This is a genomic window from Microbulbifer sp. SH-1 (assembly GCF_011326135.1).
Taxonomy (GTDB): Bacteria; Pseudomonadota; Gammaproteobacteria; order Pseudomonadales; family Cellvibrionaceae; genus Microbulbifer; species Microbulbifer harenosus.
Map to the genome: position 1 here is coordinate 266,154 of NZ_CP046948.1, position 23,808 is coordinate 289,961.

Below are 23,808 nucleotides of genomic sequence, written 5' to 3' on the forward strand. Positions count from 1 at the left end.
GGTGCCTGTTCTGGCGCCATTTCTATTCCGGTACCCTATCGTGCATCCAATTCTGACTGCGACCGCATTACTGGTAATCAGCAATGTATTTATGACGTTCGCCTGGTACTCCCATCTCAAGGAGCTGAGCCACAAGCCGTGGATCATCGCCGCACTGCTGAGCTGGGGAATTGCGCTGTTTGAATACCTGTTCCAGGTGCCCGCCAACCGGGTCGGCTACTCCGCGTTAAACGTGGGGCAGCTCAAGATCCTGCAGGAGGTCATCACGCTCTCGGTATTCGTGCCGTTTGCGGTCTACTACCTCAAGGAACCGCTGAAGCTCGACTATTTATGGGCCGGGCTGTGTATCCTCGGCGCGGTGTTCTTTATCTTCCGCAGTAAGTGGGCCGGTGCCTGAGGCCGGCCTGCAGGGTAAACTCCGCCCCCTCTGCACACGGCTTTCATATAACGAACAAGGAAAAAAAGATGACGGGATTTTACGTGGGCGCCTATGCAACGGCTCCGGTGACATCATCCTGGGACCCGGAGGTCCAGACCGCTTACTTCAACGGCCTCAAGGCCATCCCCGGCATCCGCGGGTTGGAGCACCCGTTTACCGGCGCGCTGCACGGACACGACGACGCCTGGTTCCTCACCAATATCGATCCGCACTGGGACTTCGTATTTACCGGCATTCCCGGGGTGATGGGGCGCCTGGGTGAAGACGCGGGCTTCGGTATCGCCTCCAGCGCAGAGGCCGGCCGTCAGGCGGCGCTGGCGTTCTACCAGGAGGCGCGACAGGCCATCCGCAAACTCAATGGCCACCTGGGGCGCCAGGCGGTCCAGGCGATGATGATCCACACCGCGCCGCGTCCGGCAGAGGGCGTTCGCCCGGATGCGGCGGCGCTGGTGGCGTCACTGCAAGAGATGGTGTCCTGGGACTGGGACGGCGCCGCGCTTGTAATCGAACACTGCGATACCCGCATTGAGGGCCAGGTGCCGTCCAAAGGCTTCCTGACCATCGAAACCGAGATCGAGGCCGTCCTGGAAGTAAACCGCAATACCGGCGGCAATCTCGGCCTGTGTATCAACTGGGGCCGTTCCGCGCTGGAAACACGCAGTGTGGACGGGCCGGTACAGCACATTGAGGCGGCGCGCACTGCCGGCCTGCTGCGCGGGTTGATGTTCTCCGGCGTCTCCGGTGCCGAGGGTCCCTACGGTGCCTGGGCAGATACCCATATGCCGCCGGCAGGCGCGACGGGCACCTTCGAGCCCAGCTCCCTGCTCAACGAAGCGGAATTCCGCCGCTGTGTGGAAGCTGCAGACCCACAGGCGCTGGATTACATGGGTATCAAGATCGGCGTGCGCCCCGAGTCCCTGACGACGGAACAGCGCCTAGCCTACATTGAGAGCGCGCTGGGCATGCTGCAGCGCGCTGTCGGTTGAGCGTCTCGCGAATCCCTTGCCTCAAATAAAAAGCGGGCATTGCGCCCGCTTGTTCAGAATCGCGCAAGTTCGTCCCGCAGGTCCTGCCCCAGATCGTCCGACCCGGTGATCCACACGCTTTTATCCGCACCGGGAAACACCCCGATTTCGATGCCGTCTTTGGCCAGCCCCGGGAGCCAGCGGCTCAGGAACTGGGGCAGGGGGATACCGCGGGGCTTCAAATCGCTGTCGTCTGCGGCGTAATCCCCGGCAAATGCGGCGCTCGGCCACACTGGCAGGTATTCGAACTCCCCTTGGTCCTCCGCATGCAGCTTGAGGAAGTGCTCCTCGCTGTTGACCAGAATCCACACCTCCCGCTCCTCGCCAACGGCGTCGAGAAAGTATTCGTAGCGGGCTTCGCAGTCCAGATCGAGGATCGCGTTCAGGTCGTCGTTGTTCATTGTTTGGATAACTCTCAGCTCCGGGTTAATGGGGCAAGGTTACGCTACTCCGGGGGCTCGTCCCAATGCTTTCTCTGGCGGACAAATGCCGCACGGAGCCCCGGCAGCGGCTCTCGCGTCTGCTAGTCTGGCTAGATCGGGTCAGCCGGATTTCCTCTGGTTCTGGCCGTCAAACCTTCTTCCCCCGAATGTTTCATTCAAAAACCTGTCGCGACCTGCGAGGAGAGCACGATGCCGACGATCACCACGAAAGATGGCGCTGAAATTTTTTACAAGGATTGGGGCTCAGGGCAGCCCATTGTGTTTCACCACGGCTGGCCACTGAGCAGTGACGACTGGGATGCCCAAATGTTGTTTTTCGTGCGTCAGGGGTTTCGTGTCGTCGCCCATGATCGCCGCGGCCACGGCCGCTCCAGTCAGATTGCCAGCGGGCACGACATGGACCACTACATCATGGATGTCGCCGCGGTCACCGAGCACCTGGGGTTGGCGGACGCCATTCATATCGGCCACTCCACCGGAGGCGGCGAGGCGGCGGGCTATGTGGCGCGTTTTGGTCGGGGCAGGGTAGACAAGCTGGTGATGATCGGCGCCGTACCGCCGATCATGCTGAAAAGCGACAGCAACCCGGAGGGCACGCCGATTGAGGTATTCGATGACTTCCGTAAACAACTCGCGGCCGACCGCGCGCAGTTTTACCTCGATGTTGCCAGCGGTCCCTTCTACGGGTTCAACCGCAAAGGCGCGGAGATTTCCGAGGGCGCCATACGCAACTGGTGGCGCCAGGGAATGATGGGCAGTACGCTGGCGCATTACGAAGGAATCAAAGCCTTCTCGGAAACTGACTTCACCGAAGACCTGAAAAAAATCGAAGTGCCCACGCTGGTGATGCATGGCGACGACGATCAGGTGGTGCCGATCAAGGCCTCCGGAATCAAATCCGCGGAAATTCTTAAGGATGCCACCCTCAAGGTGTACAAAGGCTACCCCCACGGCATGGCGACCATCCACGCGGATGAAATCAACAACGACATATTGAAATTCATCCAGGCGTGAGCAGTGCGTCGAGCTAGAACGTCGGGTGTGGGGGGACGAGATATTCGCGCCGTGCTCTGAATCAATAGGACCTGGTCAAAAAGGTTGTATTTTTCACTGTAGACAAGGTCTCCCCCCTAAAGTGAAAGGTCAATTCTGTCTTCGGCAATGTCAGGTCGCGCGCGCACACGCGGTAGGGAAACCAATAGGCACTGTCTTCCGCGAGGTCGATTTTCCGCGGGCCAAACAGGCGGAACTCGCCTTCCCCGCTAATTGACACATCCACAAAGCGCTGAGTCTCGCTGTATCCCTCCACCTTGACCTGATACACGTTACACACCGTGTGCTGATCCACCTGCCGGAACATCGCGCCGCGGTCGCGCCTGATTTCCACCAGCAACTGGGTAGTCTGGGTGAAGCCGTACAAGACCGCGGTAAAGGCCAGCAGCATTACCGCGGCATAGCCGGCCAGGCGCGGGCGAAGGAAGCGGGAATTTTCGCCTTGCAGCTGCGCCTCGGAGGCGAAGCGGATGAGTCCCGCGGGGCGTTCGAGTTTTGACATAACCTTGTCGCACGCATCGATGCACGCGGCGCAGTCGATACATGCGGCCTGCAGGCCATCGCGAATATCGATACCGGCGGGGCACACCTGCACACAGAGCCCGCAGTCGACGCAGTCACCACTGTTGTCGCTTCCTTTGCGCAGGTTCGCGCGGGGTTCGCCGCGGCGCGCGTCGTAACTGACGGTCAGTGTATGTTCGTCGAACATCACGCCCTGGAATCGCGCGTAGGGGCAGGCGTGCAGGCAGATTTTCTCGCGTACCAGCCCGGCATTCAGATAGGTTAGCCCTGCCATGATCAGGATCCAGCCGGAGACCGCCGCCGACAATTCGAATTGCACCGCGGCAGACAGGATCTCGCGCACGGGCACGAAATAGCCGGTGAAGGTGATGGCGGTAGCGAGGGCGAGCAGTATCCAAAGCAGGTGTTTGAGCAGCCGGCGGAGCATGATGTGCAGGCCAAGTGGCGCGCCGGCCTGCCGGGCTCTCTTGTCCGCCCGGCCTTCGGTCAGATCCTCAACGCGGATGAACAGCCAGGTCCAGATACTCTGCGGACACGCGAAGCCGCACCACACGCGCCCCCAGGCCACCGCGAGAAAAAACAGCAGGGCGGCACTGGCGATCAGCAATCCCGCCAGCAGGGACAGGTCGCGCCACGACAGCGCGTGGCCGAAGAGGATGATCCGGTGCTGTTCAAACGAAAACAGCAACCAGGGCTGGCCGTCGAACTGCACCCACACCAGCCCGAAGTACAGCGCGAGCAGAGGCCAGCTGATCAGGCGCCGCACATTCTGGAAGTAGCCTTCCGTCAGTCGCACATGAAACTTGCCATCGCGGGTGGGTGGTGGGGCGGAGTGCAGGGCAACCGGTTCCTGAACAACGGGAATTTTTTCCATGACAACTCATCCGCGCAGATTTAGACGGCGGCAGACTACGCCGGCCCGCCCGATAGGTGCAGGCATAAAAAAATAAAATACAATGGGTACAGATTGAGGGGCTGGAGTTGAGTGGGTGACACAGGAATTTCGCTACCAGCAGCTGGAGGCGTGGTTGTTGCAGGGCATCGAGGAGCAGCGCTGGCGGCAGGGAGAGCGCTTGCCCTCGATTCGGACCCTGTGCCGGGAGCACAAGCTCTCCAAGGCCACCGTGCAGCACGCGCTGCAGCGGCTGGAGGTACAGGGCCAGGTTGAGGCGCGGCCCAAGGCGGGCTATTTCGTATCCCTGCAAGCGCCTGCGGTAAACAGACCCGTTAGCCGAGCCCGTATCGAGGCGCCGCGGCCGGTAACGGTCAGTGAACTGCTGCAGGACATCATGCGCCGCAGTGCGGCCTTCGATCTGCTGCCACAGCATTCACCCGGCGATCTGCCCCCCGGTATCGTCGCCCTCAACCGCGCCATCGGGCGCTCGCTCAGGCGGCAAAGCGGCCAGGATTTCCAGTACTACGATGAACCCGCCGGCAACGTCGCGCTGCGCGACCAACTCGCGCTGCACATGGCCCGGCGGGGATGGCCGTGCGAGCCGGATGCGCTGTGTATCACCTCGGGCTGTCAGCACGCGTTGTTTCTCGCCCTGATGGCCTGCTGCAATCGCGGCGATGTGGTGGCGGTAGAGTCGCCGGGATTTTACGGCGTGATGCAGATCATTGAGCAGCTGGGACTGCAGGTGGTCGAAGTGCCGGCCTCGCTCGAAACCGGAATGGATATCGATGCGCTGGAAGATGTTTTGCAGCGCTGGAAGGTGCGCGCGTGCGTTGTCTCTCCCGCATTCGCCACCCCCGGTGGCGCATTGATGCCGGAATCGTCCAAGCGCCGGCTGCTGGCCCTGGCGGAGTCTTATGATCTGGCCGTTATCGAAGACGACATCTATGCCGATACCGCACTGGGGGCCGTCCCCGATCCGCTCAAAGCGCTGGACAGGGATCAGCGGGTAATCCTTTGCAGCTCCTTCTCGAAATGCCTCTCCCGGGATCTGCGGATCGGATGGGTTTCCGGTGCCCGCTGGCACGCGCGTATCCTCCACCTGAAACTGGTGACGCAGTTGTCCAGCAGCCAGTTTGTGCAGCGCGGCCTGGCGGAGTTCATGGCCGACGGCAGCTTCACCGCGCATTTGCGCCGGCTGCGGACAGAATTGCGAACTCAACGAGACCGCCTGCTGCAATTGCTGAACGACTGGCCGGGAAGTCTCCGGGTGAGTAAGCCACAAGGAGGCCTGGCGGTTTGGGTGGAACTGCCCAGCGGGGAGGATACGCTCGCGCTCTACGCCAAAGCATTGCAACAGCAGGTGGTGATCACGCCCGGTCCGTTGTTTTCGGCATCGGGGCAATTCAGAAACTGTATGCGCATCAGTTTTGCCCACCCGTGGAATCCGCTGAGAGAGCAGGCGCTCCGTCGGCTGGCGGCGTTATGCGCCTCGAATCCATAGCGTTGTGGCCGTGATTCAGATCGCGGCCAGAAAACCGCCGAGCAGCAGAGTCAGGGCAATGGTGAGTAGCCCCTGGATGATCGCAATAAGAATACCCTTCAGAAAACCGGTGCCCAGCACCAGCATGTAGGCGATGGCAGCGAGTGGAATCGTGAGCAGTAATCCGAGCTCCGCGCTGACACCGGGAATTAGCGCACCCACAAAATGCTGAATGATCACCGCCAGCAGCAGCGCGAAAAGGCAGGAAAAGACACCGGTATTGCGCGCGCCCAACATGCCGGCCGCTATTTTCAGCGGCAATACCAAAAGCGCCACCACAATGATCAGGAGGATCAAAAATTCCATTCAGGCTCCCGCGTTGTCTGTCGTTGATTGGAAATTATGGAGCTCAGACTATAGCGCGGTGTGGTTGATTTGGCATTTTCCAGTCATTGCGGTGTTTTTCGCGCTCAATGGTTGGTGCCGAGATATCGAGACCTTGTGAACGAAATGTGAAACAGCGCGCAAACAGAGATGCTTTTGAGGGGCGTGGCAGTGGCGCAGGCGAGGAGCGGAGGAGATGTGTGTGGAGCCGGTGAGCACTCCTACCAGAAACCAGAAACTCCTTTGCAGGATGAAAAATACGTCTACGCTTACTTAGGAACGGTAGACATCAGGAGTGCTGATATGGCGTCGATGGAACAAATCGAGATGGATAAACACCGCAAATCCCTGGACCGGGATGTCTCGCATCTTGTGGATAAATATCTCAAGGCGATGGAGTGGGATATCCCCGATGTGGATGAGCCCGCCGCGCGGCAAATGATCCTCGATGAAATCAAGCGGGAAGTCGGGCGCATCGAATCCCAGCACTGATTTGACACGGCGCGGCTGCCGGTGGCCCGGCGGCCGCCCTTCCACCAGCATCGAAAATCCGCCAAATCGCCCCCGGTTGGGGGCGAAAGACGACTTGCCGTGGTTAGGCCGCGCGACCTGCAGGCTGTACGGCATTCCGGTTACTACCATCTGCCAAGATGCTGCTCAGGCCGTTATCCACGGCGTAGACACCACCACCCTGAATGGCCAGCGCCACGGTTGCCGCCAGCAGCGCCAGTGCGAATTCATAGCCGTTGTTGGACATGAACAGGCCGTTGTCGATATGGGTGCTGAAAATCGCCACCACCATGGTGAAGGCGCTAACAGCGGCTGCCGGCCGGGTCAGCAGACCGAATACCAACGCCAGGCCGCCAAAGAATTCCGCACTGCCCGCCAGCAGGGCCATCAGGTATCCCGGCTCCAGACCAATGCTCGCCATCCACTGCCCGGTGCCCTCTAGCCCATAGCCTCCAAACCAACCAAACAGCTTCTGGGCGCCGTGCGCGGCGAGGATGATACCGACCGGCACGCGCAGGGCCAGGGCGCCCAGTCCGGCGTTCGAGTTCAAAATCTTGTTGATCACTTGAGTGTTCATAACCGTTCTCCACATTGTTGGGTTTGGGCGTGGTGTAGGAACCTCACCAGCTTGAGATGCAGTCTAATGGCAACATTTCTGTATATAAATATGCGTTCTGTTGATCTATTATCAATAAAATATTGGCAATATGGCCGGGAATATCCCATGGACCGGATTAGCGCGTTGAACGCTTTCGTGGCAGTTGCAGACGAGGGTGGCTTCAGTAAGGCCGCGGACAAGCTGAATTTGTCGAATCAGCTGGTGAGCAAGTACGTGTCGCAGTTGGAGGAGCATCTCAAAGTGCGCCTGTTCAATCGCACCACGCGGCGTGTACGCCTGACGGAGGAGGGGGCGCAGTGCTATCAGTTTGCCCAGCAAATCTTGGAAAGCCTGGCGGACATGGAGAGCCAGTTGGGCGAGATGCAGAGCGAGGCGCAGGGACATCTGCGCATCAGCGCCCCGGTCACCTTTGCTACCCGCCACCTGGCGCCGTTGATTGGGGACTTTAAGAAAGCGCACCCGGCCGTTGGTATGGAACTGCAGCTCAACGACCGCAAGGTGGACGTGGTAGAGGAGGGGTTCGATGTGGCGCTGCGCATCGGCAAGCTGAAGAACTCGTCGTTCATTGCCCGGCGCCTGGCACCGATACGGCTGGTAGTGTGTGCATCCCCGGACTATCTGGCGCGGGAGGGCGTACCCGAAACTCCGGAGGATTTACGCCCGGAGCACTACCTGCGCTATAGCTATCTGGAACCCGACCCCGCCGAGTCACGACTGATGCTCGCGCTGAAAAGAAATAGTGCAGCCACTGCCGCAAGCCTGGCGAGCAACAACGGCGAAATCCTCATGCAGGCCGCCATTGCCGGACAGGGCTATGTATTGCAGCCAACGTTTATCGTCGGCGACGCGATCAAAGCGGGCAAACTCCGCGCCATTCTGCGGACGTTCGAGCCGGAGCCTCTCGGGCTTTACGCCGTCTATCCACACAGGAAACTGCTGGCGACAAAGCTCAAAGTATTTATCGAATTCATCAGCAGCTATTTTGGTGACCCGCCGTACTGGGATGACTTTGAGTGATGGCTGCCCCTGTATCGACTCATAAGATGCATCAATGCTGATCTGCAGGGTGATTAACCCCGTCATAGGTCGGGATTCCCTCGATCTTGAGCGGGTTGATACCCTCCAGGCAGGCCACGTTAAACCCGAACTGGGTCGGATTCGAGCGTCGTTGGTGGTGGGTGTAGATACCGCAGTTCCCACAGAAATAATGCTTCGCCGTTTTGGTATTGAACTGATAGAGCTTAAGGTGCTCCGCGCCCTTCACGATCCTAATGCCATCCAGCGTCACAGAAGCCGCAATGGCGCCGCGCCTGCGGCACATGGAGCAATCGCAGCGGCGGACATCAATCAGCCCTGCTGGCAAATCGAGTTCCAATTCTACGGCGCCGCAGTGGCAGGTCGCTCGATGCTTTGGCTGTATTTTAACGCCATCCACTTCCGCTAAGTTAGTCGGCAATTTTTCATCCTTTGCTTAGGCCAAGTCGTATAGCAGTTAACTTTAAACGCGTTTTTCCCACATTTCTTGTTCGCTTGATAATTCACCGCAACCATAAACCTCCCAGGCTGGGACCGGAAAACCGATCCTGGCGGCAGTGCTTGTTGGCTTGATCCCCGCTATGCTGGCGATATGTTGAGCCCAAGTGCCACAGTTGTGTCCCCCATGCCCTAATAAATTAAACTTGGGGGTTTGCGTAGCATTCTTCCACTCAGCTTTGGCAGCATTAAATGCTCTATTTCCGGAGTTGAAATCGACCAGCCAGCTTCTGTATTTTGCGCCTATCAAGAAGTTACTTTCCGATACCTGCCTGGCCTGCTCCGCATAGTACCTTCCTTTGTGCAGGTTTCCGTCTTCTGGCTTTTCGGAAGCTTTATCTCCGTTCTCTAAAGGAATGGTCCGTCGAAATCGTTCAATGCGTCCGGGTACTACTTGCCTTGATGATTGCAATAACCCCAGCTCATTGAGTGAATTACCTCTCGCTGGGTATAAATGGAATCCTTTATGTTTTCGGTAACAGTCGTCAGTTTCATAACCATGGCCCCATTCGAATACGATTACCTGATGCCCGAAGGTAAACGAGCCTTGGGAGAGAATGGTAATTACCATTTCATTTTCATTCAGTGGGTAGCCTGTGTATCGACTTCGAAGGGTGTGCCCTATAGGTGCCGTTTGCCATGCGGTATTCGGGTCCAATTCAGTGGCCATGATCTTCCCTGTGGTATTAAATTTTTTTAAAAGCCGACGCTGGATGCTAGCAGGAATACTTTTCTGCGAACAGATTGTAGGCGTTACTTTCGACTCGGTATTTCATGAGAATATTGGTGCCATTTGGCCGGGTGGGCAGTAGCTGTCCGCCAAAAGGTAGTCGGAATTCGGGCGTAATTTTAACGTAATCGGTCGCGGGATGTTTTGGCGGGGATCCCCAAAGAAATCGGATGTAGCGTGAGTAAAATACCCGCACACGAATCGCTCTGCAGATTTGTGTGCGGAGACTTAAAATGGATATTTGGTTTAACCTGTCTTGTATGGGAAAAAGAGAGAATACCACTGCGGGATTTGGGAGCGTTGCGACGCTATGAATGCTGGTTGTCCATATCGACCTATAGGTGATACAGCTGAGCTTCCACCAGAGCTGCTTTTCGCGGGCGGCCGTGAACTGGTAAACGGCTGCATACCGGGGATTCCTACTTTTCATTGGCCCAGGAAACAGTGACCAGTACCCGTCGGTACGGAGCCAGGCAGGCTATCTTTTCCGCGCGCGGCAGGCTAGTGGGGCAGTTGTTGTCGGCTTGGCTTTCCCCTAATGCGCTCGGGGCGATGGCGGTGTCGTTTGCACCCCGCTCGCGTAGCCAGTCGCTTACAGTTTGCGCGCGACGGGTGGAGAGCCGCCGATTGTCCTCGGCCCTGCCCATAGGATCCGCGTGACCCTCTACCCGAAACAACAGTTGCGGCAGCTTTTTCGCTGGCAGTTGTGCCAGGAAATTTTCCAGGGCGCTGAGCGCATTGCTGTCCAGTTGATACTGGCCGGAGGCGAAGGGCAGGGTGATGGACAGAGGCTGAAAAGCGTGCGACTCGGAGGCGGGTTCGGGCTCTGGCGCGGTTTCGGCTATTTGTGGCGGTCCCGCCAGCGACGGGTCGCAGTCCGGCAGGGCGTGGTCCACCCGCCAGTCGGCATTGCGCCAGCAGTGGCCATCGCGGTCGCGCAGCAACTGGCCCTGGCGGTCGCTGGCATAGCCGGGAAAGTGGTCCGTGGGTTTGTCCGCGCCGGCGCAACCGGCCAGGAGTAGGGCGGTGATGGCGGCGAGTGTTTTTTGTTTATTCCGCATGGATGATTCCTTGTTTGTACCTGCAGGTGACTGTGTGCAGGGTGATTTGGCCTACCAGCGATACTGGGCGCCAAGCTGTCCGCCGTGCACTTCGCTGTCGCCACCAAAGCGGCCGCGGTAGCCAGCCCACAGAGACAGTCTTCGACTGATGTGCATTTCCGCCGACAACGATGCGTCCAACTGAGTGGCGTCTATGTCTGCGCTGTACAGGCTAAAGGTGTCGCCACCGGCGAAGCGCGCATCCTGTTCCGCCGAGATGTCGCCGAAGCCGCGCACCGCGGCCAACCCGGCTTGCACCTGAACCCAGGTGCCGTTGGCCAGGAAGGCCCGCGACAGATCCAGCCCCAGGGTTGCCTCGCCGCTGCTTTGGCTGTTGCCCGCCACGGTCAGCTCCGCGCCGCTGGAGCCTTTCTCTGTAAAGCCGTTCCGCTTCAGGCGTTCGCTCGCGGCCTGGGCGTAGGGGCGCAGGTCCAGACCGGCCCAGTGCAGGTCCAGGCCCGCTTCCAGAGCCAGGCGGGTGCCGCGAACGGAATCGGATGCGCTGAGTCGGTCTGCGTCAACTTGGCGGCGATAATCCGTATCTCCGTCGGCATAGCTCAGATCCCCGCGCAGGTACAGCGGGCCGTCGCTGTCCCAGCGTGCGTAAAGTCCGAGGTAGCGGGCGGAAAGGTCGCCTTCGGCATCGCGGTTGCGGTAATCCAGGTCTGCGTCCGCCGCTGCAAGCGCGGTGCCCAGCAGCCACTGCTCGTTCCAGCGCGCGTCTGCACCGGCCGCGAGCAGTTGGCCGCTCATGCGATAGCTGGCGTTGCCAGTGATCCGCTGCCCGTCCTCTTCGAAGCGAGTGGATTCCACCTGTACCCACGCGGCGGGGCCCTCGCCGTGCTCGCCCGGTGCCGGGCCGGCAGCCAGGGCACCCATGGGTGAACTCTGGCGGCGGAGTTCTGCGGAGAAGCGTCGCTGCAGTTCGCGGCTGGCGTTGATACCAGCGAGCAGGCTGTCGCCACTCAGGGCTTCGAAGGCAGTGGGCGCGGAGTCCGCATCCAGGGTCACCACCCTCTGGTACACCGGGTGCTGGCGGCCAAGGGTCTCTATGCCGCCGGCGGTGGCGCGCTGGTTGCGGGTGCGCGCCAGGTCGCCGAACAGCAGATCGTTGCGGGTCAGTTCCAGATAGACGTGGCTGGCGTCGTAACTCAGCTGCGGCGCGAGGAAGGCATAGTTGGTGGTGACGGCGCCGAACTGGCCGTCGATGCCGCCGTCGGCGACAAGGATGGTGTAGTCGGTAAAGGGTTCGAAGTCGCCGCTGGCCACCACATGCACTGCCGAGCCGTTCCCCAGAGTCGTTCGGCCGCTGACATGAATCTGGTCGCCGTTGCCGTCAGCGTCCACGTCCGCTAGGTAGACTGAGCCATCGCCGAAAGTGAGATCACCGTCCACGGTTAGGGTGCCGATGGTATTACCGGGGGCCAGAATACCGCCGCTCTGTAGTTGAGTGCTCCCCACTGTACCGCTGCCGCCGAGGACAGCAGCGTCCTGTACGGTGAGGGAGCCACCGAGGCTGCCGTTTACCATCAGCAGGCCCGCGGCGATGGTGGTGCTGCCCGCAAAGCCGGCGCTGTTGCCGCTCAGGGTCAGGGTGCCCGCGCCGGTTTTGCGCAGGCCTTCGCTGCCGGCGACTGCGCTGTCGATGGTGGCGGTCCAGGTTTCACTGCCGACACCGCCGTCGCCGACGCGAATTTCGCTATCGACGCTTAGGGTCAGAGTGCCGCCGGTGAGCCGATAGCCGTCGCTGGCGAATTGCAGGCCGGTGGCGGTTATCTCGCCATCGCTGGTGTCGAGGGTCACGGTGCCAGCTTCGCCGCCGAAAATGGCGAAGCCGGGTTGCGAACGCATGGCGCCGGTGAGGATGCCCTGAGCGTCCGCCCAGACTTCCGCAGACGCGGACCAGGTGCCACTGCCGCCGCCTAGTTGGCTTTCGCCGGCCTGGCCGTTGGCATTCCAGAAGTTCAGGACCATGCCGCTGGTGTTGAGCAGGTTGATCTGGCCACCTGATGTTTCACCGGAGAGATACTGGAAGGCAATCACCGTCTCGTCCTGGGCATCGTCGAGCAGCAGGCCGCCGTTGCTCAGGGTGAGGCTGCCATCGTAGTCAAATAGGCGGTAGAGGCCGGGGCCGAAGCCGCCGGTGTCGGTGATATTGAGGATGGTACCCTCCAGGGCCAGGTCGCCGCTCACCGTTACGCTGTCGCTGTCGCCGGGGGTATTGAAATCCGCGCCCGGGGCGCCGAACTCGAAGTCGAGAATCGAGCCCAGTGCCAGAGTCAGGTCGCCGTCCACGGTGAGGGTGCCGGTAGAGTTGCCGGGGGCCAGAATGCCGCCTTCTTCCATGGTGGTGCTGCCCACTGTGCCACTGCCGCCGAGGGTGGCGCCGTTCTGCACGGTAAGGTCGCCACCCAAGATGCCGTTGACCGCCAGCAGTCCCTGTTCGACCAAGGTCGCGCCGGTAAAGCCGGAGCTGTCGCCCGAAAATTCCAGTGTGCCGCTGCCTGTCTTTTGAAAGGAGCTGACGCCGGTGAGGGCGCCCGCATAGGCGGTATCGCCCGTCTGATCGACGGTCAGCCCGGCACCGCCGGTGGCCAAGGTGCCGCCCGCGCCGGAAAGGGAGGACATGACGAGGTCGTAGCCGTTGAGATCCAGGGTGCCGCCGTTGATGGTGAAGGCGGTGTTCTGGACCAAGGCGGTCGAGGCGCCGGCCAGCAGGGTGCCGGCCTCAATAGTGGTACTGCCGGTATAGCTGTTGGCGCCCGCGAGTGTCAGCGTGCCTGCACCCAGCTTGGTCAGGCTGCCGCTGCCTTGCAGATCCGTGGCGATGCCGATGTCGAAGCCGTTGCTGTCGATATAGGCGCCGCCGGCGGCGATGGTCACATCGCCCGCGGCGAAGCTGCGCAGGAAATCTGCCTGGTTCGCGGTCGCGCGCAAAATGCCGCCATCGAAGGTGAAACTGGCGCCGCCGTCGCGTTTTTGCACAAACCCGGTTTCCAGCACCCCGCGGCCAGTTTCCGTGCCGGACAGAAGAAGCGCGCCGCTGCTACCGTCGGCATCGCCCAGCGCAAGCGCGGCCGCACCCACCTTGCCGCCGTCTTCGATATTCAGCGTGCCGCTGCCATCAATGCCGACAATGATCCAGCCGGAATTGGTCCAGCCCGAACCAGCGCCGGTCACCGTCACCGTGCCGGTGGAACTGGAGGAGCGGCCGATATAGCTGGAGCTATTGCTGACCGTGCCGCCGTTTTCGATATTCAGCGTGCCGCTGCCATTAATACCGACATAGAGCCAGTTGGAATTGGTCCAGCCCGAGTCTTTGCCGGTCACCGTCACCCTGCCGGTGGAACCGTGGTTGGCGCCGATATAGCCGGCGGTATTACTGACTGAGCCACCGTCTTCGATATTCAGCGTGCCGGTGCCATTAATGCCGACATGAAGGGCACTGGAATTGGTCCAGCCCGAGCCTTCGCCGGTCACCGTCACCGTGCCGCTGGAACTGGCGTCGTAACCGATATAGCCATCGGTATTGCTGACCGTGCCGCCGCCTTCGATACTCAGCGTGCCGGTGCCGCGATTGCCGACAGACAGGCTGCCATTATTGGCCCAGCCTGAGCCCTCACCCGTCACCGTCACCATGCCGCTGGAGCCTGTGTCGACGCCGATAGTGCCCCAGAGATTGCTGACCTTGCCGCCGTTCCGGATTACCAGCCCGGCATCGTCGCCAGCCTGATGGCCGATAAAGAGGGCCCCCTCAAGGTTCCACGGGCTGTCCTGCGTGCCCGTGGTGCCGTCGCCGCTGCCGTCCACTATCTCGATACTGGCGCCGTCGATTATCTGTACCGCCCCAGCCGGCGTGGCCGCCAGCGCCAGCGTCAGTGCGAGTGGGCGCAACCCGCGCCTCGGGCTCCGCGCGGCAGCCTTTTCGCCCGGGGTGGCGGAGCCGCTGCCCGCGCGCGAGGCGGTTGCCAGTTCCGAGACTACCTGAAACAGCCGCAGGCTGTGATTGAAGGTGATGCGGTAGTTGTGGTTCATGCCTCTTCCCCGATGAGAAATGCGTTCCAGTGCCCGCGCTTTGTGTGACACAGCGCGAAATCGGGCGGATTATGCGGGCGCCGGGAGAAGGGGTGTTATGCGAGGAGTCTCGGGGGAATTGCAGTATGTCTCAGCGCCGCTGCGCGCACCGTGCTGGCTATTTACAAGCGGGCTTTGCCGTGGATATCAAGGGGGGCCGTCAGCCGTGGCGCAGCTCCCGCGGACTGATACCGAAATGGTGGCGGAACAAACGGCTGAAGCTAGCGCTGTCCAGAAAACCGCAGCGGGCGGCAATCTCGGCGATGGTGAGGTGGGGCGGGGCGCTTTGCAGCAACTGGTGAACCCGCTGCAAGCGGGCGTCGCGCAGGTACCCGGCCACGGTGAGGCCCTGTTGTGCGAAGGCGCGGTAGAGGCTGGCGCGGGAGCAACTCAGATGGCGGGCAATGGCGCGGGCGTTGAACTCGGGATTCGCCAGTTGCTGCTGAACAAGGTGCTGTGCGGCGAGGAACAAGCCGTTGCCATTCCGATGACCTGCGCCGTCCGGTTCATCCAGAGCGCTGCTGCCGAGCGCCGCCAGGGCAAGATCCTGGGTCTGTTCCAGCATCAGGGCGCGCTCGTGCGACGTCAGCCGGCCCCCATATTGCGCCAACAGCTGCAACTGGGCGTGAAAGAAGGGATACAGGCGGCTGTGGCGCAGGCCGGCGATCACCTGGCTGGGCGGGGGTAAATAGCCGCCCAGGGCCTTGCGCACGCTTTCCCGCTCCAGTGTCAGATGCACGCCGCTGTGCTCTTCCCAAGCGGTGCGCGAGGGGTAGGCGGGGTCGTAAAAGATCAGTTCTCCGGGGCCGGCACTCTGCACGCGGTCTCCAGCCTGTTCGTGATGGCGTTTACCGGCGAGCACGAGTCCCAGGTTTATCGGTTCGCCTTCATACAAACGGCACTGGCGCTCGGTGCGCCTACCGGATACGGCGTCAGACCGGTACCAGAAGAGGTTTCCGCGGGGGGTGAAGAGAGCGCTGGCGCGAGCGCTGAAGCCGCGCCTCTGGTTCGTGTCGGGACTGTCGGCATCCCAGCCGTGGAGCACGGTTTCCCGCCAGTAGTCATAGGCCTCGGCAGGATTCTGGCCGGCAGTGGAAATTTCCAGAGATACATTGGCTCTGGGCCCGCCGTACTCCGGCGACCAACAGCCCAGCTTCGGATTCCAGCGCCAGATTTCCGGCGTCCAATCCCAGTATGCGGACTTGTCACCCTTGTTCGCGGTCAATCGAGTCCCTCGCCCCAGCGCTTTATGCAGGAGGTTATCGTGTCACAAGCGCTGCTGCGCAAGCAACACGATCAGGCTCCCCGCGCTCCCGAGCACAATCAGCAGACCCGGCAGCCCGGCCAGGTTGGCGAGCATCTTGATACCGTCGACTCCCAGAAAGGTTACGCTGCACCAGCCCACGGCCCCGATCACGCCCGCCCATAGCAGTTTTATTCCGAACGGCGAGTTCATCTCCCGCGCTGTGACCACGCGCTTGCACAGGCCGCCAATCGCATCCGTATTGGAATCGGTGGCGGTTATAAATGAGATAAGACAGGCAAAGATGAAAAACAGGCTCAGTGCAAAACCGCCGGGCAGGTAGCCGAACAACTGGTAGGCCATGATCGCCAGGCCTTCGCGCTGGTAGGCGCCGTACATGGCACCCTCGTTGTGGATATCGAAATAGAGCGCGGACAGACCGAAGACGGAAAACCACAGCGCGCCGAAGGCAGACGGGAGCAGCAGGTTCACCAGGATGAACTGGCGCACGGTATAGCCGCGGGCGATCTTGCCCAGGAATAGACAGGAAAGGGGAGCCCAGGCAAACCAGCTGGCGAAGAAGGCCGTGGTCCACCACCCCGACCAGCGGCTGCCTGGTGGTTCGTCCAGCATCAGGTGACGAGGAATAAATTCTGATAGATACGTTAACAGGGATTCGCCGCCGGCCCGCGCGATAAACGCGCTTGGGCCCAGCGCCAGCACATACAGCATTAACATCAGAAAAAGCACGGTATTGACGCGGGCCAGCAGCTGAATGCCCTGGCGCAAGCCGCTGGCGGCGGAGAGGAGCGCCACCGCGATGATAAAGGCCGAAGTTACCGCGTACACCAGCGGTGATTTTTTAATGCCAAACAGCATCTGCAGGCCGTCGCCGATCAGTAACAGTCCGCCACTCAGTACCGCCGACATACCCACCACCGCGGAAAACAGCACCATCCCATCCACCAGCTGCGCGACCGGGCCGCGCAAGTGCGTGCCCAGCAGCGGATGCAATAGTGCATCCACGGAAAAACCGTAGCCGCGGTTGTAAAAGCCCAGTGCAAACGTCAGGCCCGCCACCGTGTAGATGGCATAGGGAACCAGTGTCCAGTGCACGAATACCGTGGACATAGCGAATCGCAGCGCGCCGTCACTGCCCGCCTGCACACCGGCGAAAGGGGGCGGCTCGCGAAAGTGCAGCACCGGTTCCGCCACCGCCCAGAACAGGATACCCATGGCGATCACGGTGGTCAGGGATACGGAGAACCAGCGGAAGGGGGAGTAAATGGGTTTTGCGTCATCGCCGCCGATACGAACGCGGCCGAGCGGGGATACAAATACAGCAATGCACAGCAGCAACAGGGCGAGCGCCGAATACAGATAAAGGGGCGATAATCTATCGACAATTGCGGCATTTAGAGCGCCGGCAACGCGCACAAACTGCGCCGGGTCCACGGCGATTGTCACCAGTGCCAGCAACATGGCGGCAAGAGTGGGCCAGAAGGCGATGGGTTTCAGTTCTCGCAAGGGGGAGGCGGGCCCGTCTCTGGTTGCCGCGGGGGATAGCATTTGGCCGTTTCCGGATTATTGGGTTGGGTGAATACCTTATCGCTGTGGCCGGCGCTGTGGCAAATAAAGTCAGCGGTCGCTATTTATTCTCCTTGGCTGGTTTCCCTTACTTTTGTGTGGGAGCCGGTAATTTCATATTCAATGGCTTCGCATAAACAACGGCCGGTTAATTTTTGCATGATTCATTCCTTTCAAAAAATAAGGCACCAGTTTTTTTCATTCTGTGCTTGCGGTGCGGTTACTCGCGGCTATCGATTTTAATTGTTTGGCCACTGGCACTGCTCTGCTGCGCAAGGAGGACCAAGCGTATGCCGTAAAGGGCCTGTTCTGCGCTTACCGGGACTTTGCCGCCAAAAAGAACCGCCCGGGCCAATTGCTGGAAGTAGTGCTGGTAACCTCCGGTTTCAGTGGTGACCTGAGTCGTGCCATTGGCCGTGTAAAGCTGACCGTATTGCTCGGGAGCTTCCTGGGCCCAATTTGCTGTCACCGGTAACAGCCCGGCTTTCAAGCGGTCTTCCTGCGGGTCCAGGCCGAACTTCACGTAGCTGCCGGCCGTGCCCTGCACCTCGAAGCGCAGATTCGGTGAAGCGCAGAAAGGACTGCTGCGAAGCACCGCCAATCGCTCCGGGTAGTGCAGGGTCAGGTGGAAAAAGTCATCGACCTCGGCGTGTGGTCGCAGTGCTTTTACCTGCGCAGTGATCGCGGTCGGAGGGCCAAACAGCTGCAGCGCCTGGTCTAGCAAGTGCGGCCCCAGATCGAACAGGATACCGCCGCCCTCAACGTTTGACTCGCGCCAGCGCTCGCGCACCTCGGGCCGGAAGCGATCGAAATGGCTTTCAAAGTAACGCACGGTACCCAGGCGGCCATCGTCCATCAGTTTCCGTACGGTCAGGAAATCTCCATCCCAGCGCCGGTTGTGGTAAACACTCAGTACCCGCTGCTGTTTGCGGGCCAGCGCGATCAGCTCTTCGCCCTGTTCGACGCGGGTCACGAAGGGCTTTTCCAACACTACATGCTTGCCCTGCTGCAGCGCCAACTTGGCCAACGCAAAGTGTGCTTCGTTTGGTGCGGTGATGATCACCAGATCGGCATTACTTTCGGTCAGCAGCTTCTCGGCCTGTGTATAAACCTCTACACCCGGATGTTGTTGACGCACCACGTCTCCCTTGGACGTGCTGACCGCGGTGAACCGAAAGGGCGGCAGGTTCAGAATAAACGGCAAATGAAAGGTCGTGGCGGAAAAACCGTAGCCGATGACGGCGGTTTTGATTTCGGCAGTTGTACTCATGGAAAACAGTGCTCCGCGGTGCTCATTTGAAAAACCATATCCACCGACACGACCTCAACGTTTAACGGTACGTAGTGTCGATCAAAGCCTGCAAATACGGTCGCTTACCTAAATGGGGGCTGGTCTTTATGAGCGGGTTCCGGCTTGCCCATTGGCTTTGGCAATAATCTCGTTCACCAAGTCTGCAGGAAACAGCGATTTGGACAAGTACTGCCGGCTGCCGGATTTGGCCACCAGTATCAGTCCCAAATCGGTTTCGATAACACGCTCGATATCAGACCACATCAGCGCTGTTTGCGCATAGGCGTTCTGTGTCTGGATACCGTCTTCATCTATGGTTAATTTCACTTCGGCACCGGCACCTTTCCCCCACATCTGCCGTGTTAACCACCAGGCTCGCCGGAAGCGAATATGCAGCAGCTCCAGAACCGCCAACGCGATCAACATGTAGCCGGCGACTTTAGATTGCTCGATGAACAGCAGTAACCCGGCACCAGCCGCAAACAGTAATATCGGGAACAGATAATTGGGCTTGGCGCCTTTCCCGTGGGGTAGAGACTGGTCGAAACACTCGGCAAGGTATTCTCGGGATAACGTAAATTGTGTACTAAACGGTTGCACTGGAGCCACTCGTTATTTTCGGTTGGTTGTCAGGTTTGATGTTATACCTGCCCCGATGATGGTAGATAGGCCATTTGCGGGCCTACCTGCTCGCCAAGGGCAGCGTATTCGGCATCGGCGGATTATATGCCGAACGGCCAGGTCTCTGGCGGCTCCTGCTGGTCCCAGCCCTCGGTGAGATCCAGGGGTTCAAGCGCGGTGGTTTCATCCAGGTGAAATAGCACATCGAACTGGTCGCGGATATCTACGTAAAAATAGTGGCTCAGCCGTTCCGTTTCCGGCCGGTAGATGACGCCGATGGCCCGCTCCAGCAGCGGCTCGCGCAGGGTGTCGCCGTGCAACGGGCTCATATCGAGATAAAAACGGCCGAGCCCGCTCTGATGGAACAGTGCTTCGGCACTGCCTTCCAGTGCTGGCCGCACCCAGCGATGGTCAGCAGTATCACCCCACTCTTGAGCCGCAGTGACATGTCCTGTGTAGGTGGTGAATCCTACCAGTAATGCCTCGCCAGCAGTTTTTTCACGCACCAGTTGACCGACATTGAGTTCCCCGCGTTGCACCGATTCCGTGGCTCGCGCATCACCCAGGTGCGAGTTGTGCGCCCAGACCGCAACGCGCGCTGGCGTCGCCGCCCAGCCCGCGCACAAAGCGGTTGATGCGGTAGACATCGGGCCAGTCCCCCTCCACGACTACAGCGTCGATACCCTGTTCCTCGATCATGCGTCGGGTGATTTCGGCGCGGGCCGTGTAAAAGTCATGGGTGCCGTGGCTGGCCTCACCCAGAAGTATGAACCGGCGACTGGCGGCCTTTGCGAGCAGGGCATCGTAATCGCCGGAAGTACCGTTCAAGGGCAGGACGTGGTGTTGAATCGAGGCCAGTGACGAGCGGGAATCGGCCATACGATTTCCCCATCATTTCGCTTAAGACTGGTGGGTTCGCACGCAGTGCGGAACCCGTTGGACGAAAGTGTAGGGTGGCAGGCGCGCAGTGATGAGGGGGACGGCTACCTGAATGACCACACGCTGCCAGCTACGGCGACCATTTCGTCAGTAGAGTCCGTTTGAACGGACGCAGGCGGCCGGGGGCAACCGGACGCGCTCGCTCTGCGTATTTATTTTCCGTCGCGTTTTTTCAAGGCACTTACACCTTGCCAATCTTCCAGATCCTGGTCGGGCTTTTCAGAGCGGAAGCGGGCGTAAAGATTTATGCCAACGCTGTCTTCCAGAATTCTCACCTGGATACCTTTACTCTCCAGCAGCTTTTCATTGCCGGAGGCATTTGTCACGTCTCCGACGACTACCTGGCTGAATCCCCTCATGTAAATTAATGTCGCGCAGACATCGCAAGGGCTCAGGCTGGTAAATAGGGTGGTCTTGCTAAAGTCAATGCGGCCGGCGTCTCGAATAGCGGAAGTTTCACCGTGGTTGTAGGGATGGTTTTCCTGAACAAGAGTGTTGTGCCCCTTTCCCAGGATTTTTTTTGTCACGTTGTCAACGATAACTGCGCCAATCGGACAGCCTCCTTCGTAGTAGCTCTTTTCTGCAAGAAATACCGCAATGCGCATTAGGTTGGCATCGGATAGCCCCATTGCAAACTCCCGGTCCACCAGAACATCCAGACTTTTCGTCGGCATATGCGCTATCGCTCTCAATACCTCATCACTTTTTTCAGTCTGCTTATTAAAAAGAGCCCGCATGTGTTTTGCCCTCGAATCCATTATGTGTAGGGTGTGTTAGAAACCCACCTTTGCCCGATTAGGCCCAAACTCGCTCATAGAATGCCCAGAGTCTTGAGGCTCGCTTTGCCAAGTTCTAAACGCTTCTTTGCGTCAGATGGCTGCTTAATATCGATATTCAAGGCAAAAGAATACACATGATTATTCTTTGTTACCCAGCCAACCCACCAACCGATACCAGGCCCTGGTACATTTTCCCAGCCCGTTTTTCCATACAACTGCCAATTTTGTCCTTTTTCTTGAAGAACGATTTCTCGGACACTAGTTTGAATGTCATTTGATATTGGAAGTTGGCCTTGAGCCAGTTTGGCTAAAAAAACAGCTTGCTCTTCAGCGCTAATTTTAAGCGGGCCTTCTAGCCAGAACGTATCTACAGATGTGCCAATATCTTCATTTCCAAAGCCAAGCTTAGAAACATACTCTTGCATTCTCTCTAGACCAATACGACGGGCCAATTCCTGATAGATTGGAACATTGGAGAGGGTGATTGCTTCGCGTAGTCCCATATCTTTCTCCCATGCATCAAATAGCTGATCCTGCCCTCCATAGGGGAGAACATCGTCAACACTCTTCACTGCACCTACGGAGAGGCCAATCATGCTGTTCGGGATTTTGAACGTAGACGCTGGAACAAATCGCACTTTAGATCTTTCCTGGTTGTGCCCTATAAAATCTCCAGAACTAGCGTCATACAGTACGAATGTTCCTGTTACGCCTGAACGTTTAAACAGGTCATTAATTTGTGGGCTTTCTTCCCAATTTGAGGCGAAACATTGCGCAGTAAAAACTGTGATCAATATTGCTAGAAATAATCTCATCTCTTTATATCTCGATATGGCCTGACGAGGCCGTGGAAAAACTCCGGGCTCTGTGTTGTCTATATTTCACGCACAGGAAGCCGTACCTGTACGTAATTTTTTGGCCTACTTTGTTTTTCGGTTCATAGTTTTTTGGTTCATTGTTTGGCTCCCTGTGTCAGGATAGATATCGCGCTCACATAGCGAGATGGCCGCTACACTCGCATCTGTAGAATTTTCAAATGAATGGAGCTGGCCTGGCTCGCTCAACAACCAGATATGTTGCGGCAAGCGCAACATATCTTTATTTGTTAGACCATTCTCTCTAATCACTTTTATGCACTACATAACGTAACTCAGCCATACCTACCCCCATCTGGCGGACGGAAGTGAGCTGTAGTGTTGAGCCCAGAACACGACGGGGAAAAAGTGGTTTCCCTTTACCAAGAGTGGCAGAGCCAATCTGGACAATAACTTCATCCAGCAAGCCTGCGTCATAGAACTGACCAGCCAGATCACCACCGCCCACAATCCAAATGTTCTTATCCTTAGCGGCGATTCTCATTTCTCTATGAACTTGATGGACATCTCCATTTGCAAAATGGGTATCTGCGCCATCAATCACAGGCAGCTTACGACTAGAGAATATCCATGCAGGTTGGCTGTATGGCCACGGTGAGCCTGTCTCTCTAGCGACCTGATCGGCATTACGTACCATCCATTCATAGGTTGCTGACCCCATAACCAAGGCACCTACTTCGGATATGAATTCTGGATAGCTAGAATTATCAAGATCCCCAAGAGGGAAAAGCCAATCAAGAGAGTCATCTTCCGTCGCGAGAAATCCGTCAAGACTTGTGGCTGTGTAATATTGAGTTTTCATTGTGTGCTTCATCTGCTGATTATATTTGCCTAACATTTGGTGAAGGGGTGGACTTTAGCCCGTCCCAGTGAGCGAGGCGAACGGTTTGAACATTTTGTCGGGCTTTCTGAGAGCGATAAGCTATCTGCTCGGATTTTCTGTTTCGATTCCAGCTCTATTTTTATTTCCACATCTCTTACATGTATAGACGACTTCGAAGTCATTGCTCGATTGTAATGGTTCATTACCATATGTCATTAAGTTATCGCACTCGGTGCACCACCCGGAAAACTAACGCCGCCAGCAGGGTAGCTTACCTTACCTTGTGCGCCTTTTTGGCGATAATGGGGTCTGTAGTGGCCAAAAACTCCAAGTTAGCTGATGGATTTATTTCACGCGATAGATTGCGCAGAGCTTGTTTCCATCGGGATCGCGAACGTAGGCAAGATACATTGCACCCAAGCTGCTCTCGCGCAGGCCTGGCGGTTCTTCAACCGTCTGCCCGCCATGTGCAACCGCTGTATCATGAAATTCTTGAACTTGCTCGGGTGAGCTGCATTTGAAGGCAATAGTACCTCCATTTGCGGGAGCTGCCTCTTTGCCATCTATTGGCTCTGTGACACAGAAGGTGTTGCCATCGTGGCGATAGAAGAGCCGGATATGGCCTGAGCCGGCTTCGTTGCGCAGTGGTTCGCCTGCTCCGAGTGTTCCAAGTACGGCATCGTAGAAATTCTTCGAACGTTCAATATCGTTCGAACCTACCATGATGTGATTAAACATAGCTTGTATCCTGTATCAGTTGAATTTTCTGTCGCTATAGTATGGCATCGCAAGAATCACAGTCTGAGGATGTAAAACGTATCATGTCGATATCCTTGGTGT

Annotated in this window: 24 protein-coding genes; 6 read left to right on the top strand and 18 right to left on the bottom strand. The window is 58.5% G+C overall.

The window, feature by feature from the left end:
• Positions 1 to 40 precede the first annotated feature (40 nt).
• A complete protein-coding gene (locus GNX18_RS01205; RefSeq protein ID WP_166214937.1) occupies positions 41 to 397 on the top strand; it encodes a DMT family protein in 357 nt (118 codons plus the stop codon).
• Between the two features lie 68 nt (positions 398 to 465).
• Entirely contained in the window at positions 466 to 1,425 is a 960-nt protein-coding gene (locus GNX18_RS01210) for a DUF4862 family protein (RefSeq protein ID WP_166214939.1), read from the top strand.
• Positions 1,426 to 1,478: 53 nt separating this feature from the next.
• Here the strand turns inward: GNX18_RS01210 and GNX18_RS01215 are convergent, their stop codons facing one another.
• A complete protein-coding gene (locus GNX18_RS01215) occupies positions 1,479 to 1,865 on the bottom strand; it encodes a DUF2750 domain-containing protein (protein WP_166214940.1) in 387 nt (128 codons plus the stop codon).
• A 231-nt stretch (positions 1,866 to 2,096) separates the two neighbouring features.
• Between GNX18_RS01215 and GNX18_RS01220 the strand changes: the two genes are divergently transcribed.
• Positions 2,097 to 2,921, top strand: coding sequence for an alpha/beta fold hydrolase (locus tag GNX18_RS01220; RefSeq protein ID WP_138235963.1), 825 nt, complete (start codon positions 2,097 to 2,099; stop codon positions 2,919 to 2,921).
• A 61-nt stretch (positions 2,922 to 2,982) separates the two neighbouring features.
• On the opposite strand, the gene ccoG is transcribed toward GNX18_RS01220, so the two are convergent.
• Positions 2,983 to 4,356: a cytochrome c oxidase accessory protein CcoG gene (gene ccoG, locus GNX18_RS01225; protein ID WP_138235964.1), complete on the bottom strand. Its 1,374-nt coding sequence runs from the start codon at positions 4,354 to 4,356 to the stop codon at positions 2,983 to 2,985.
• A 115-nt stretch (positions 4,357 to 4,471) separates the two neighbouring features.
• On the opposite strand from ccoG, the gene GNX18_RS01230 reads away from it, so the two are divergent.
• Positions 4,472 to 5,881, top strand: a complete 1,410-nt coding sequence (locus GNX18_RS01230) for a PLP-dependent aminotransferase family protein (protein WP_166214941.1) — start codon at positions 4,472 to 4,474, stop codon at positions 5,879 to 5,881.
• 15 nt (positions 5,882 to 5,896) lie between these two features.
• Here the strand turns inward: GNX18_RS01230 and GNX18_RS01235 are convergent, their stop codons facing one another.
• Positions 5,897 to 6,226 (bottom strand): hypothetical protein, encoded by a 330-nt coding sequence (locus GNX18_RS01235; RefSeq protein ID WP_138235966.1) that lies wholly within the window; start codon positions 6,224 to 6,226, stop codon positions 5,897 to 5,899.
• A 321-nt stretch (positions 6,227 to 6,547) separates the two neighbouring features.
• On the opposite strand from GNX18_RS01235, the gene GNX18_RS01240 reads away from it, so the two are divergent.
• Positions 6,548 to 6,736, top strand: a complete 189-nt coding sequence (locus GNX18_RS01240) for a hypothetical protein (protein WP_138235967.1) — start codon at positions 6,548 to 6,550, stop codon at positions 6,734 to 6,736.
• A gap of 103 nt (positions 6,737 to 6,839) precedes the next feature.
• Here GNX18_RS01240 and GNX18_RS01245 read toward each other — a convergent pair whose 3' ends face one another.
• Entirely contained in the window at positions 6,840 to 7,331 is a 492-nt protein-coding gene (locus GNX18_RS01245; RefSeq protein ID WP_166214943.1) for a DoxX family protein, read from the bottom strand.
• A 147-nt stretch (positions 7,332 to 7,478) separates the two neighbouring features.
• Here GNX18_RS01245 and GNX18_RS01250 point away from each other — a divergent pair, with 147 nt between their 5' ends.
• Complete coding sequence (locus GNX18_RS01250) at positions 7,479 to 8,390, top strand: LysR family transcriptional regulator (RefSeq protein ID WP_138235969.1); 912 nt, start codon at positions 7,479 to 7,481, stop codon at positions 8,388 to 8,390.
• Positions 8,391 to 8,421: 31 nt separating this feature from the next.
• On the opposite strand, the gene GNX18_RS01255 is transcribed toward GNX18_RS01250, so the two are convergent.
• The 14 genes from GNX18_RS01255 to GNX18_RS01315 form a co-directional block, all read right to left on the bottom strand.
• A complete protein-coding gene (locus GNX18_RS01255; protein ID WP_166214944.1) occupies positions 8,422 to 8,829 on the bottom strand; it encodes a GFA family protein in 408 nt (135 codons plus the stop codon).
• 42 nt (positions 8,830 to 8,871) lie between these two features.
• Positions 8,872 to 9,576, bottom strand: a complete 705-nt coding sequence (locus tag GNX18_RS01260) for a hypothetical protein (RefSeq protein WP_166214946.1) — start codon at positions 9,574 to 9,576, stop codon at positions 8,872 to 8,874.
• Positions 9,577 to 10,055: 479 nt separating this feature from the next.
• Positions 10,056 to 10,697 carry an OmpA family protein gene (locus GNX18_RS01265; protein WP_166214947.1) on the bottom strand — a complete coding sequence of 214 codons (642 nt, stop codon included), beginning with the start codon at positions 10,695 to 10,697 and terminating at the stop codon, positions 10,056 to 10,058.
• Between the two features lie 51 nt (positions 10,698 to 10,748).
• Complete coding sequence (locus tag GNX18_RS01270; RefSeq protein ID WP_166214949.1) at positions 10,749 to 14,771, bottom strand: autotransporter domain-containing protein; 4,023 nt, start codon at positions 14,769 to 14,771, stop codon at positions 10,749 to 10,751.
• A gap of 199 nt (positions 14,772 to 14,970) precedes the next feature.
• The gene (locus GNX18_RS01275) at positions 14,971 to 16,035 is read right to left on the bottom strand and encodes a helix-turn-helix domain-containing protein (protein WP_166214950.1); all 1,065 of its coding nucleotides are present in this window, start codon (positions 16,033 to 16,035) and stop codon (positions 14,971 to 14,973) included.
• A 42-nt stretch (positions 16,036 to 16,077) separates the two neighbouring features.
• Positions 16,078 to 17,622, bottom strand: a complete 1,545-nt coding sequence (locus GNX18_RS01280) for a BCCT family transporter (protein ID WP_166214951.1) — start codon at positions 17,620 to 17,622, stop codon at positions 16,078 to 16,080.
• A 238-nt stretch (positions 17,623 to 17,860) separates the two neighbouring features.
• A complete protein-coding gene (locus tag GNX18_RS01285; protein WP_166214953.1) occupies positions 17,861 to 18,910 on the bottom strand; it encodes an oxidoreductase in 1,050 nt (349 codons plus the stop codon).
• 126 nt (positions 18,911 to 19,036) lie between these two features.
• A complete protein-coding gene (locus tag GNX18_RS01290) occupies positions 19,037 to 19,540 on the bottom strand; it encodes a YcxB family protein (protein WP_240914148.1) in 504 nt (167 codons plus the stop codon).
• A 113-nt stretch (positions 19,541 to 19,653) separates the two neighbouring features.
• Positions 19,654 to 20,091, bottom strand: coding sequence for an erythromycin esterase family protein (locus tag GNX18_RS01295; RefSeq protein ID WP_240914150.1), 438 nt, complete (start codon positions 20,089 to 20,091; stop codon positions 19,654 to 19,656).
• A 19-nt stretch (positions 20,092 to 20,110) separates the two neighbouring features.
• On the bottom strand, positions 20,111 to 20,431 hold the full coding sequence (locus tag GNX18_RS19400) for an erythromycin esterase family protein (protein ID WP_205828031.1): 321 nt from the start codon (positions 20,429 to 20,431) through the stop codon (positions 20,111 to 20,113).
• Between the two features lie 212 nt (positions 20,432 to 20,643).
• Positions 20,644 to 21,228: a nucleoside deaminase gene (locus tag GNX18_RS01300; RefSeq protein WP_166214954.1), complete on the bottom strand. Its 585-nt coding sequence runs from the start codon at positions 21,226 to 21,228 to the stop codon at positions 20,644 to 20,646.
• Positions 21,229 to 21,302: 74 nt separating this feature from the next.
• Entirely contained in the window at positions 21,303 to 22,085 is a 783-nt protein-coding gene (gene blaOXA, locus GNX18_RS01305) for a class D beta-lactamase (RefSeq protein ID WP_166214956.1), read from the bottom strand.
• 304 nt (positions 22,086 to 22,389) lie between these two features.
• The gene (locus tag GNX18_RS01310; protein ID WP_166214958.1) at positions 22,390 to 22,947 is read right to left on the bottom strand and encodes a dihydrofolate reductase family protein; all 558 of its coding nucleotides are present in this window, start codon (positions 22,945 to 22,947) and stop codon (positions 22,390 to 22,392) included.
• Positions 22,948 to 23,313: 366 nt separating this feature from the next.
• Positions 23,314 to 23,706 (bottom strand): VOC family protein, encoded by a 393-nt coding sequence (locus GNX18_RS01315; RefSeq protein ID WP_166214959.1) that lies wholly within the window; start codon positions 23,704 to 23,706, stop codon positions 23,314 to 23,316.
• Positions 23,707 to 23,808: the final 102 nt, after the last annotated feature.

Coding starts and splice junctions, on each gene's coding strand:
- GNX18_RS01210 (WP_166214939.1), top strand. CDS start 466: ATGACGGGATTTTACGTGGGCGCCTATGCAACGGCTCCGGTGACATCA.
- GNX18_RS01215 (WP_166214940.1), bottom strand. CDS start 1,865: ATGAACAACGACGACCTGAACGCGATCCTCGATCTGGACTGCGAAGCC.
- GNX18_RS01220 (WP_138235963.1), top strand. CDS start 2,097: ATGCCGACGATCACCACGAAAGATGGCGCTGAAATTTTTTACAAGGAT.
- ccoG (WP_138235964.1), bottom strand. CDS start 4,356: ATGGAAAAAATTCCCGTTGTTCAGGAACCGGTTGCCCTGCACTCCGCC.
- GNX18_RS01235 (WP_138235966.1), bottom strand. CDS start 6,226: ATGGAATTTTTGATCCTCCTGATCATTGTGGTGGCGCTTTTGGTATTG.
- GNX18_RS01240 (WP_138235967.1), top strand. CDS start 6,548: ATGGCGTCGATGGAACAAATCGAGATGGATAAACACCGCAAATCCCTG.
- GNX18_RS01245 (WP_166214943.1), bottom strand. CDS start 7,331: ATGAACACTCAAGTGATCAACAAGATTTTGAACTCGAACGCCGGACTG.
- GNX18_RS01250 (WP_138235969.1), top strand. CDS start 7,479: ATGGACCGGATTAGCGCGTTGAACGCTTTCGTGGCAGTTGCAGACGAG.
- GNX18_RS01260 (WP_166214946.1), bottom strand. CDS start 9,576: ATGGCCACTGAATTGGACCCGAATACCGCATGGCAAACGGCACCTATA.
- GNX18_RS01265 (WP_166214947.1), bottom strand. CDS start 10,697: ATGCGGAATAAACAAAAAACACTCGCCGCCATCACCGCCCTACTCCTG.
- GNX18_RS01270 (WP_166214949.1), bottom strand. CDS start 14,771: ATGAACCACAACTACCGCATCACCTTCAATCACAGCCTGCGGCTGTTT.
- GNX18_RS01280 (WP_166214951.1), bottom strand. CDS start 17,622: ATGCTATCCCCCGCGGCAACCAGAGACGGGCCCGCCTCCCCCTTGCGA.
- GNX18_RS01285 (WP_166214953.1), bottom strand. CDS start 18,910: ATGAGTACAACTGCCGAAATCAAAACCGCCGTCATCGGCTACGGTTTT.
- GNX18_RS19400 (WP_205828031.1), bottom strand. CDS start 20,431: ATGGCCGATTCCCGCTCGTCACTGGCCTCGATTCAACACCACGTCCTG.
- GNX18_RS01300 (WP_166214954.1), bottom strand. CDS start 21,228: ATGCGGGCTCTTTTTAATAAGCAGACTGAAAAAAGTGATGAGGTATTG.
- blaOXA (WP_166214956.1), bottom strand. CDS start 22,085: ATGAGATTATTTCTAGCAATATTGATCACAGTTTTTACTGCGCAATGT.
- GNX18_RS01310 (WP_166214958.1), bottom strand. CDS start 22,947: ATGAAAACTCAATATTACACAGCCACAAGTCTTGACGGATTTCTCGCG.
- GNX18_RS01315 (WP_166214959.1), bottom strand. CDS start 23,706: ATGTTTAATCACATCATGGTAGGTTCGAACGATATTGAACGTTCGAAG.